13 protein-coding genes are annotated in these 9887 nt (G+C 71.9%); 5 read left to right on the top strand and 8 right to left on the bottom strand.

The genetic code is table 11. The annotated features are described in order from the left end of the window. Positions 1-52 precede the first annotated feature (52 nt). Positions 53-1921: an ABC transporter ATP-binding protein gene (locus V6U77_RS09275; protein ID WP_334605835.1), complete on the bottom strand. Its 1869-nt coding sequence runs from the start codon at positions 1919-1921 to the stop codon at positions 53-55. 187 nt (positions 1922-2108) lie between these two features. Between V6U77_RS09275 and V6U77_RS09280 the strand changes: the two genes are divergently transcribed. Beyond that, the gene (locus V6U77_RS09280) at positions 2109-2606 is read left to right on the top strand and encodes a pyridoxamine 5'-phosphate oxidase family protein (RefSeq protein ID WP_334605836.1); all 498 of its coding nucleotides are present in this window, start codon (positions 2109-2111) and stop codon (positions 2604-2606) included. A gap of 173 nt (positions 2607-2779) precedes the next feature. Beyond that, positions 2780-3547 carry an RluA family pseudouridine synthase gene (locus tag V6U77_RS09285; RefSeq protein ID WP_334605837.1) on the top strand — a complete coding sequence of 256 codons (768 nt, stop codon included), beginning with the start codon at positions 2780-2782 and terminating at the stop codon, positions 3545-3547. 327 nt (positions 3548-3874) lie between these two features. Here V6U77_RS09285 and V6U77_RS09290 read toward each other — a convergent pair whose 3' ends face one another. The 7 genes from V6U77_RS09290 to V6U77_RS09320 form a co-directional block, all read right to left on the bottom strand. After that, positions 3875-4324, bottom strand: a complete 450-nt coding sequence (locus V6U77_RS09290; protein ID WP_334605838.1) for a SitI3 family protein — start codon at positions 4322-4324, stop codon at positions 3875-3877. A gap of 14 nt (positions 4325-4338) precedes the next feature. Beyond that, positions 4339-4761, bottom strand: coding sequence for a hypothetical protein (locus V6U77_RS09295; protein WP_334605848.1), 423 nt, complete (start codon positions 4759-4761; stop codon positions 4339-4341). Between the two features lie 182 nt (positions 4762-4943). After that, positions 4944-5471, bottom strand: coding sequence for a DUF6244 family protein (locus V6U77_RS09300; protein ID WP_334605839.1), 528 nt, complete (start codon positions 5469-5471; stop codon positions 4944-4946). A 96-nt stretch (positions 5472-5567) separates the two neighbouring features. Continuing rightward, a complete protein-coding gene (locus tag V6U77_RS09305; protein WP_334605840.1) occupies positions 5568-6083 on the bottom strand; it encodes a DUF6098 family protein in 516 nt (171 codons plus the stop codon). Positions 6084-6169: 86 nt separating this feature from the next. Continuing rightward, positions 6170-7228, bottom strand: coding sequence for a tryptophan--tRNA ligase (gene trpS / locus V6U77_RS09310; RefSeq protein WP_334605841.1), 1059 nt, complete (start codon positions 7226-7228; stop codon positions 6170-6172). Positions 7229-7312: 84 nt separating this feature from the next. Next, complete coding sequence (locus V6U77_RS09315) at positions 7313-7489, bottom strand: hypothetical protein (protein WP_334605842.1); 177 nt, start codon at positions 7487-7489, stop codon at positions 7313-7315. Between the two features lie 32 nt (positions 7490-7521). Beyond that, positions 7522-7971 carry a PRC-barrel domain containing protein gene (locus tag V6U77_RS09320; protein ID WP_334605843.1) on the bottom strand — a complete coding sequence of 150 codons (450 nt, stop codon included), beginning with the start codon at positions 7969-7971 and terminating at the stop codon, positions 7522-7524. Between the two features lie 351 nt (positions 7972-8322). Between V6U77_RS09320 and V6U77_RS09325 the strand changes: the two genes are divergently transcribed. From V6U77_RS09325 to V6U77_RS09335, 3 genes are all read left to right on the top strand, one after another. Further along, positions 8323-8886, top strand: coding sequence for an alpha-ketoglutarate-dependent dioxygenase AlkB (locus V6U77_RS09325; RefSeq protein ID WP_334605844.1), 564 nt, complete (start codon positions 8323-8325; stop codon positions 8884-8886). Positions 8887-8969: 83 nt separating this feature from the next. Further along, positions 8970-9233: an SCO4848 family membrane protein gene (locus V6U77_RS09330; RefSeq protein ID WP_334605845.1), complete on the top strand. Its 264-nt coding sequence runs from the start codon at positions 8970-8972 to the stop codon at positions 9231-9233. A 216-nt stretch (positions 9234-9449) separates the two neighbouring features. Continuing rightward, positions 9450-9704, top strand: coding sequence for a hypothetical protein (locus V6U77_RS09335; RefSeq protein ID WP_334605846.1), 255 nt, complete (start codon positions 9450-9452; stop codon positions 9702-9704). Positions 9705-9887: the final 183 nt, after the last annotated feature.

Consider the following 9887-nt stretch of genomic DNA (forward strand, 5'->3'; position numbering starts at 1 on the left):
CACTGACCGCACCGGCGCGTTGCGCACTCCCGGCACGCCCGGGGCAGGCCCGTCAGGCCGGCACCTGCTGGTCGAACTGGGTGCGGTACAGCTCGGCGTACCGGCCGCCGCGGGCCAGCAGGTCCGGGTGGCGGCCGCGTTCGACGATCCGGCCCTGTTCGAGCACGAGGATCTGGTCGGCGGAGCGGATCGTGGAGAGCCGGTGCGCGATGACCACGCTGGTCCGCCCGGTCAACGCCTCGCCCAGCGCCGCCTGCACCGCCGCCTCGGACGTCGAGTCGAGGTGTGCCGTGGCCTCGTCGAGGATCACCACGCGCGGGCGCGAGAGCAGCAGCCGGGCGATGGTGAGCCGCTGGCGTTCGCCCCCGGAGAGTCGGTACCCCCGCTCGCCCACGACCGTCTCCAGGCCGTCCGGCAACGAGCGGATCAGGTCGGCCAACCTGGCCCGGTGCAGCACGTCCCACAGGTCGTCCTCGCTCGCGTCCGGCCGGGCGTAGAGCAGGTTGGCGCGGATCGTGTCGTGCAGCAGGTGACCGTCCTGGGTGACCACCCCGAGGGCGTCGCGGATCGAGTCGCCGGTCAGGTCCCGCACGTCGCGCCCGGCGAGCCGGACGGCGCCGGCCTCCACGTCGTACAGCCGGGGCAGCAGTTGCGCGATGGTGGACTTGCCGGCGCCCGACGAGCCGACCAGGGCGACCATCTGCCCGGGCTCGGCGCGGAACGAGATGCCGTGCAGCACCTCCTCGCCGCCGCGGGCGTCGAGCTTCGCGACGTCCTCCAGCGAGGCCAGGGAGACCTTCTCCGCCGCCGGGTAGCCGAAGCGGACGTCGTCGAACTCGACCGCCACCGGCCCGTCGGGCAGCGGCCGGGCGTCCGGCCCGTCCTGGATCATCGGCTTCAGGTCCAGGATCTCGAAGACGCGCTCGAAGCTGACCAGCGCGCTCATGATCTCCACCCGTGCGCTGGCGAGCGAGGTCAGCGGCGCGTACAGGCGGGACAGCAGCAGGGCGAGCGCGACGACCGCGCCGGCGTCGAGCTGCCCGCGGATGGCGTACACGCCGCCCAGGCCGTACACCAGGGCCAGCGCGAGAGAACCGACCACCGTGAGGGCCGTGATGAAGACGGTCTGCAACATGGCGGTACGGATGCCGATGTCGCGCACCCGCCGGGCGCGGACGGCGAACTCGGCGGACTCCTCCGCCGGCCGCCCGTAGAGCTTGACCAGGGTGGCGCCGGGGGCGGAGAACCTCTCGGTCATCCGGGTGCTCATCGCCGCGTTGAGATCGGCGGCCTCCCGTTCGAGCCGGGCCAGTTTCCGGCCCATCCGCCGGGCGGGCAGCACGAAGATGGGCAGCAGCACCAGCGCCAGCAGGGTGATCTGCCAGGAGAAGGTCAGCATCACCGCGAGCGTGAGCAGCAGTGTCACCGCGTTGCCGACCACGCCGGAGAGCGTGTCGCTGAACGCCTGCTGGGCCCCGATGACGTCGTTGTTGAGCCGCGAGACCAGGGCGCCGGTGCGGGTCCGGGTGAAGAAGGCGACGGGCATCCGCTGCACGTGGTCGAAGACGGCGGTCCGCAGGTCGACGATCAGGCCCTCGCCGATCCGCGCCGATTGGTAGCGGGTGAGCAGCCCCAGCCCGGCCTCGGCGAGCGCGATCACGGCGATCGCCACGGCCAGCCGTACCACCGTCGACGTGCCGGTGCCGGACACGATCGCGTCGACCACCCGCCCGGCGAGCACCGGCGCGGCCACGGTCAGTACCGCGGCCACCACGCTGCCCGCCAGGAACCACGCGAGCAGACGGCGGTGCGGGCGGGCGAAGCCGCCGATCCGCTTCAAGGTCGCCCTGGAGAAGGGCCGCTCGTCACGCTGGTGCATCGCGTGGTGCAGGGACATCCAGGCGGTGACTTCCATGCTCATGCCGCGAACCTAGGACCTGGAGCGAGGTTCAGGTCAAGCGAATTCGTCCCCCGTGGACGTCGAGGCGTGCGGCAGTCGAGGGGCACGCCCTCCGGCACTCCGCGGGGCCGTCCGCCAGCGGGCACCGTCGCCCTGGGATACTCTGCGTGCTGTCTCCATCACGCCGTCGTCGTTCGAGGGGAAACCCATGGTGGACCGTGAGCCGGTCGCGGAACCTTCCTTTGCCAGCGGGGACGCCAAGCCGATGCCCTGGGCGCAGGCGCGCGAGCGGCTGACGGCGGCGGGAGAGTTCTTCCTGTGCACGGTCCGGCCCGACGGCCGGCCGCACGCGGTGCCGCTGCTGGCCATGTGGCTCGACGACGCCATGTACTTCTGTTCCAGCGCAAGCGCCCACAAGGTCGACAACCTGGCCGCCAACCCGCACTGCGTCCTCACCGTCGGCAGCCCCGAGCTGGACCTGTCGGTGGAGGGCACGGCGTCGCGGATCGGCGACCCGGCGACGCTGAAGCGCGTCGCCGAGGCCTACGTGGAGAAATACGGCTGGGAGGTGACCCCGGTCGACGGCGGGATCGACGGCGACGGGATCGGCCCGTCGCCGTACATCGTCTTCGAGGTGACTCCGGCCAAGGTCATCGGCATGGACAAGGGTTCCGGCTTCAGCGCGACGCGGTGGCGGTTCGACTGAGCACGTGCCCCGGGCGCCTCGGCTGAGCGCCGGGGCGCGGGCGGGCGGGTTGGTATCCTTCGCCGTGCCGGCCCACCTGGCCCGGCTCGACCCCGCTCCGCGCGTCACAGATGTCCCGGGCGCGGCCGTCGGCGACACGGAGCAGCGCAGCACAGTCGAGAGCCGAGGCGATGATGACCACCTTCAGTTGGTCGGAACTTCGGCGTCGGTGCGTCCACGAGGACGACCACCTGCTCGTGCTCGACAAGCCGCCGGGCATCTCCGTGATGGGCGAGCGGCACGCCGACTCCCTGACCGACCTGGCCGCCGCCGCCGGGGAACCGGTGCACTGGGTGCACCGCATCGACAAGGTCACCTCGGGGCTGCTGCTGCTGGCCAGGACGCCGTCGGCGCACGCCTCGCTGACCCGGCAGTTCGCCGACCGGGGCGCCGACAAGCGCTACCTCGCCTGGGTCGAGGGGGCGCGGCTGCCCGACCAGGGCACCATCGACCTGCCGCTGCGGCCGGGCCGCAAGGGCACCATCCGGATCGCGGGCGAGCGCGAGGCCATCCGCTACGACGCCGACCGGCGCCGCTTCGAGTTGCCGGAGTCGGCCGTCGACCGGTCCAAGCCCTCCTACGAGTCGCGTACCGAGTTCGCCACGGCGCTGGTCAGCGGCGACCGTACGCTGCTGGTGCTCAAGCCGGTCACCGGTCGGCGCCACCAGATCCGCGTCCACCTGGCCTGGCTCGGCTTCCCGATCGTCGGTGACCCGCTGTTCCACCGGGGTCGGACGGACCAGCGGACGTACCTGCACTCGTGGGGCTGCGAGATCACCTGCGACTGGCGGGACGAGCCGCGTACGCGGTTCTGGGCCACGCCCGACGAGGAGTTCCTCGACGTCTTCGCCGACGGCCGCAAGCCCCGGCTCGACGAGGCCCTCGACGCGCTCGCCGGCTGACCGGCGTGCCGCCGGCGACCCGCCCCTCGTGGCGACGTCACGGCTGCGCGGCGCCATCCTGCTCGATCGTCCTCGCCGCCCAGCCCTCGTTGGACAGCGAGACGATCCGCTCCGCCTCGGCCACGAACGCGTCGTCGTCGGTCCAGCCCAACCCGGCCGTGTGCGGGTGATGACGCGCTTGGCCTCGTCAGAAGCCCGTGACCAGGCATCCTGCCGCTGCCCGACCGTCGCGACCGCTGCCGGGACATCGAGTCCGCCACGGCCGAATGGTAGGAGGGCCGCGCCCGTGCCACGGGGATCCGAGGCCGGCGGGCGGCGGGCGGCGGGTCAGCTGGGCAGGAAGCTGTCGTACGCCTCTTCGTACCAGTCGGCCTCGTTGTGCCGGCGGATCACGCCGTCGACCCGGGTCAGGAACAACCAGTTGTCGTTGAGCACCAACGCCGCGTCCTCGGGCCGGTCGGCCAGCACCCGGCCCACGGCCCGCAGCATGTGCGGCCTGCCCTTCTCCCCCAGCGTGTCCTTGCGCATGTGGAAGTCGATGTCGACGTAGGTTGCCGGTTCCCACTCCCACGCGACGCCGCCGTCATCCTCGGCCTCGTAATAGCCCTGGCTGCCTGCGACGATGGTGACGACGTACCCGCACTCCTCGTTCAGATCGGCCCTGAGCATCCGGTCGCCGGAGTATGTCGTCGTCTCGGTCGCCCCTGGCGCGACCAACTCCGCCAACTGCTCCAGCGGGACGTCGCCCGCGAGCGCCAGCCGGTAGGTGATGGACATGTGCTCGGCCTTTCTCAGTCCCGCCGCACGATCTCGACGATCGTGCCGCTCCTTGTGACCGCCACCAACTCCTTCAACGCCGGTACCGGCCAGTCGTCGAACTGCTTCCGCAGGGCGGTGAAGTCTCCGCGCCAGTCCTGGAGGTTCAGGACCACGCGTTGGGTCTGCTGTCGCTCGACCTTCTTGACCACCGCACTCCAGACGGAGCGGGTTGGTGCCGAGGAAGTGGGAGCGTAACAATCGAAGACGAGCCCTTCGACCAGGTAATCCGGTGCCCTTCCCGGGTCGACGACATCGCCGGTCTTCACCCGGGCACCTGCGATCTCCTGCTTCGAGGGGTTCTGATGCACCTGGTAGCCCTTGTGGGCGATCGTGTCGGCGGCCTCGTTCTCCAGTTCCAGGCTGCGACGTTCCTTCGGCCTCTCCTTGGGGGAGATTCGGGTGCGTGGCCCGGTCGGCGTGCCGCCGGGGGTGCCGGTGGCCGGCCTGGTCCAAGACATCTGGCAGTCCGCCCCGACACGCGTGGATCCCGCGCGTCCGGGCACGTGGTCGGTGACTCCCGAGGGGGTGGCGGGTGCCGCGGTGCTGGGGCTGGTCGGTGTGGTGCCGCCAGCCCCGCTCAGTTTCCCGCCGACCCCAGTTGTCGGGCCTCGGCGATGGCCGTCTCGACCGCCTGCCGGGCGCCGGCGGTGCGTTGGGCGACCAGGCTCAGGACCTGCGTGATGCTCTCCAGGGATTGCAGGAGCGGGCCGGGTTGGCCGCCGTGCAGGACGGTGGTGACGAGTTGTCGTGTCTCGCGGACCTGGGCGATGGTGGCGGCGGCGGTGTCGCGGATGCCGTCGCACGCGTTCTGCACGGGTGCCAGGCCGGTGATCGTCTCGTGTGGGCTGGCTTCCTGCGGGACGGCCGCGGTGTTCTTCGTGGCCTCGCCGATGGTGGTGGCGAGGCCGCCCAGGCCGCCGCGGACGGCCGAGATGCCGTCGCGTACGCGGGTCAGGCCCGCCGCCACGGCGGCGAAGCCGGCGCCGGCGGCGCGCAGGGCGATCTCCTGCGCCTGGTTGTCGGCGGCGGACGCCAGCGCCTGCGCCCTGTCGACGCCGGTGGCCAGCGCGCGCAGTTCCCCGGTGATCTTCTCGATGTGCGACACGAGGTCGACTTCCCCCGATCGACGACGGTGCGGTACCCGAAGCTGAAACCTTGCCACAACCGCCCCGGGCCACCAGAGGGCCCGGTCCGTGGCGGGTCAGTCGGCCCGGTGCAGCGGCCCCCACTCCGTCGACGCCTGCGCCTCGACCACGCGGTCCGCCTCCCGCAGCGCCCGCTCCGAGACCCACGCGACCGGCCGGCGGCACCGCACCAACGGCTCGTTGTCCGGTCCCCGGCCGCGCTGCTCGCCGACCAGCACCCAGGGGCGTACGCCCGGGCCGCGCAGCCGCCGCAGGTGGCAGTAGTCGTAGAGCCGCCGGGCCACCCAGAGCCGCAGCGGCCGGTCGCCCCACCACGGCTCGACGGCCAGCGGGTTCGCCGAGAGACCGGGCAGGTCGATACCGGTCAACGCGTCCTTGCTGGACTGCTCCGACCGGTGCCCGCCGGACAGGTCCACGCCGGGACCGCGGGACCACCGGATGTACAGCTGCTCACCCGGGGCCCCCTTCCGCAGCAGGTCGACGAGCTGATCCAGCTCGTCGACGACCGGCATCACCGCCTCGTACCGGACCACGCCCATGGAGGTCCAGATGCCCCACCCGGGGCCACTCATTCATGCCGTCGCGAACGTCCCCGGGATCCCGCCCGGGTGCCGGAGCGACCCCCGGGCCCCGGACCGGATCCCGGCCGTACGACCGCTCAGGTCGACGCGGCAGCAACCTTGCGGTACCGCTCAGCCCGGCGGCGCACCTGCGCGTACGCGCTGGTCAGGCCCATCGCCCGGCGGACCTCGACGAGCGTCTGCCGCACCTCGCGACGGGTCCGTTCCGTGCCCTCGAAGATCAGCTGGTCGACCAGCCCGGGCTCGGCCTCGATCCGTGCCCGGCGCTCCCGGATCGGGTCCAGGAACCGGTCGAGTGCGGCGGCCAGCTTCTCCTTCACCTCCACGTCGCCGACCCGCCCGGTCCGGTAGCGCTCCTTGAGGTCGTCGACCTGAGCCCGATCGGGGTTGAAGACGTCGTGGTACGCGAAGACAGGGTTCCCCTCGACGGTGCCCGGCACGTCGGCGCGGATCCGGTTCGGGTCGGTGTACATGCCCATCACCGCGCGGCGGACGGTCGCCGGATCGGCGGAGAGCGCGATGGCGTTGCCCAGGCTCTTGCTCATCTTCGCCCGGCCGTCCGTGCCGACCAGGGTCGGTGAATCGCCCGCGATCACCTCGGGCACGGGGAACACCTCGCCGTAGAGGTGGTTGAAGCGCCGGGCGATCTCCCGGGTCACCTCCACGTGCGCCGCGTTGTCCTTGCCGACCGGGACGACCTGCCCCTTGACGCAGAGGATGTCGGCGGCCTGGAGCACCGGGTACCCGAGCAGGCCGTAGGGCATCTCCTCCTTGCCGGCGTCGCGGGCCATGTCCTTGAGCGAGGGCACGCGTTCCAGCCGGGGCACCGTGACCAGGTTCTGGAAGAGGGTGTTGAGGTCGCCGACCTCGGGGATGGCGGACTGGAGGTAGAAGGTGGCACGCCCCGGGTCGACGCCGGCGGCCAGGATGTCGGTGACCATCTCCCGGGCGTTGCCGGCGACCCGCTCGATGTCCTCGCGGGTGTTCCGCGTGGTGAGCATGTGCAGGTCGGCGATGATGAAGAAGCTCTCGTAGCGCTGGTGCAGCCGCACCCGGTTGGCGATGCTGCCGACGTAGTGGCCGAGGTGCAGCCGGCCGGTGGGCCGGTCCCCGGTGAGCATCCGTGCGACGGACATGGTGGTAGGCCTCTCGTGCTGGTGGACGGGTGTGCGCGGGCGCGCGCCGACCGGGGGCGTCCCCCGGAAACGGTCAGGGTCGGCTCAGAGAGCCGACCGCCATCGCGCGCCGTCGCGGAACCGCAGTCCACCGGCACGAAGTACGTCGATCATCCGTTCGCGGCCGTCGCCGCAGCGGATCGCAGAGGTGGTCACGACGCCGAGCGGGAGGCCGTCGACCGGGTCGACGACCTCCGGCGCGTAGCTGATCGGCCGGACCACGCCTCCACGGTAGCCGGTCCGACCGCCTGCGCTCAGCCCTGCCGGTAGGTCTCCCGGTAGTAGTCCCCGATCCGGTCCCGGTAGCCGGGCTCGCCGTACGCGTCCGGTTCGAAGGCCGGTGACTCCTTGACCTGCGCGCGGGTGCGGTCCACGTGCACCGTGCGCTCCAGGTGGTCCACCCGGGTCACCGTGCCGGCGGGCAGCATGACCTTCCGGCCGAAGATCCACGGCCCGGTGTCCACCACCAGCCAGCGCGCGTCGGTGTCGTCGTTGGCCTCGTCGACCGAGCCGATCCGCCCGTCCGTGGCCTCCACCCGGTAGCCGACCAGGTCGAGCGGGGTGCCGGGGCCGGGGGCGTCCGGTCCGTCGCCGCGGGACTCCGGGCCGTCGGGCGGGGCGGAGTCGGGGCCTGCCCCGGAGTAACCGCCCGCGAGGGCGGACGGGTCGCGCCAGGCCCAGGGGTTGAATGTCGACGGCTGCACGGGTCACCTCCGATGACGGTCTGCGCCGGTCCCGGAAAACAGTGCCCCACCCGCGTCCCGGGGAAACAACGCGACGATTCTCGGGGTGCTGGAATGTGTCGTCGCGAAGTCCGTCGTTTCCGCCGAGACTGATCCGTCGTCCCGCCTGAGCCGTCAACCGACGTCGATGAACGGGACGGCTCTGCCGCAGGTGGGGCCGCGGAAGCCGGCGGCGCGCACATTCGGCGGAATTGCCGAGTCCTGCGAGCGCGTTCGCGCGTCACCCCCGGCGGGCCATTCTGATCCGGCATCAGTCGCGGCGGGTTCCTGATGCCGCCAGGCCCGGCCTCTTCCGCGGTTATCGTCGGTCCCATGGGACGGATGCGGGGCGTCGCCGAGCGGCCGGCGGGACTGACGTACCAGCCGGAACTGATCGGGCCCGACGAGGAGCGGTCACTGCTCACCGCGCTCGGGGCGTTCGAGTTCCGGGAAGTCCGCATGCACGGGCGGATCGCCCGGCGGACGGTCCGCCAGTTCGGCTTCGACTACGACTACGGCTCGTACCAGCTCACGGCCGCCGAGGCACTGCCCGTCGAGTTGCACGGCGTGCGGGAGCGCTGCGCCGCGCTCGCCGACGTCCCGGCGGTCGCGCTCGCCCAGGCCCTGGTGACCAGGTACCCGCGAGGATCGGTGATCGGCTGGCACCGCGACGCGCCCGCCTTCGGGCCCACCGTGGTCGGCCTCTCGCTGGGCGCGGACTGTCTGTTGCGCTTCCAGCGGGGCGAGGGCGACGACCGCAGGGTGTACGAGGTGCAGCTCGCGGCCCGTTCGGCGTACGTGCTGTCCGGCGCCGCCCGGGCGAGCTGGCAGCACAGCATCCCGCCGGTGCCCGGCCTGCGCTACTCGATCACCTTCCGGCAACTCCGTACCCCCTGACCCGACGACCCGGCGACGGCAGGCCCCTTGACCAGCCGGTCGGCGGCCCGGCACAGCCGGTCGCGCTGGCATACTCGGCAGCCATGGTGCTGTCGCGTGGCTGGGCGCTCTTCCTCGTCGGGGTCGGGGTCTGGACCTGGGTGATCTGGCCGAGGTTCGCGGTCGCCATCTGGAACGATCCGCGGTCCTGGTCCACCGGCAGGGTCGGGGACTTCCCGGCCACGGGCTTCCTCTGGATCCATGCCCTGCTGATCGCGGCGTCCCTGCTCATCGGCACCACCGTCGGTGTCCTCGGCGTCCGCGCCTGGCGGGCGGCCCGTCGCCGCGTCGACCGCCGGGTCTCCTGATCCATCCCTCACCGGGCCGCTCCGGGGAATACCGGCGGCCCGCGGGGCGCTGACCACTTCGTCGGCCGAGCGGGCCGGGAAATGTGACGGGCGCCGCTACCCCCCGATTTGACGTTCAAACCTCCAGACGCGTAACTTTCTCTCTGCCAGCGCGGAACGGGGCAAACGGGACGAAGTCCCGAGGAGCCGTACCGGGCTGGTGCCGGGTCGGACGGGGTGCTCACCCTGGACGACGCGGCCCGGGCGGGGCTCGCCGAAACTGCCGCGAGGCGGATTTGGCGCAGCGGAGCCGACCGGGTAAGGTTCACCGCCGGCAGGGAACCGGGCGAGCTCACGGGAAACCGCGAAGCGGCCGGCCTGCCAAATCCGATGATCAACCGCAGCGGTACGCCGCTGCGCGCGCTCGTCGGCGCCAACCCGCGCGAAGCACGACAGACCGGGACAAACGGTTTGACACGGCAGAGACGGTGAGGTAACGTAGTAAAAGTGCCCGGCGCGGGAAGCGGCGGGGATGCGAACGAGATGCCCCGGGTCGGGGGCTCCACGGTGTGGGGTTTCCGGGCGGTGTGTGGTTGTTCTTTGAGAACTCAACAGGGTGCTTGATAAGCCAGTGCCAATTATGATTTATACCCCGGACTGGTCAGGCTTCGGTTT

It is taken from the genome of Micromonospora sp. CPCC 205546 (assembly GCF_036902715.1).
Lineage (GTDB): Bacteria > Actinomycetota > Actinomycetes > Mycobacteriales > Micromonosporaceae > Micromonospora.

Excerpts from the sequence above, each read along its gene's own strand:
- V6U77_RS09330 (WP_334605845.1), top strand. The coding sequence starts at position 8,970 with ATGGTGCTGTCGCGTGGCTGGGCGCTCTTCCTCGTCGGGGTCGGGGTC.
- V6U77_RS09325 (WP_334605844.1), top strand. The coding sequence starts at position 8,323 with ATGGGACGGATGCGGGGCGTCGCCGAGCGGCCGGCGGGACTGACGTAC.
- V6U77_RS09290 (WP_334605838.1), bottom strand. The coding sequence starts at position 4,324 with ATGTCCATCACCTACCGGCTGGCGCTCGCGGGCGACGTCCCGCTGGAG.
- V6U77_RS09280 (WP_334605836.1), top strand. The coding sequence starts at position 2,109 with ATGGTGGACCGTGAGCCGGTCGCGGAACCTTCCTTTGCCAGCGGGGAC.
- V6U77_RS09275 (WP_334605835.1), bottom strand. The coding sequence starts at position 1,921 with ATGAGCATGGAAGTCACCGCCTGGATGTCCCTGCACCACGCGATGCAC.
- trpS (WP_334605841.1), bottom strand. The coding sequence starts at position 7,228 with ATGTCCGTCGCACGGATGCTCACCGGGGACCGGCCCACCGGCCGGCTG.
- V6U77_RS09305 (WP_334605840.1), bottom strand. The coding sequence starts at position 6,083 with ATGAGTGGCCCCGGGTGGGGCATCTGGACCTCCATGGGCGTGGTCCGG.
- V6U77_RS09285 (WP_334605837.1), top strand. The coding sequence starts at position 2,780 with ATGACCACCTTCAGTTGGTCGGAACTTCGGCGTCGGTGCGTCCACGAG.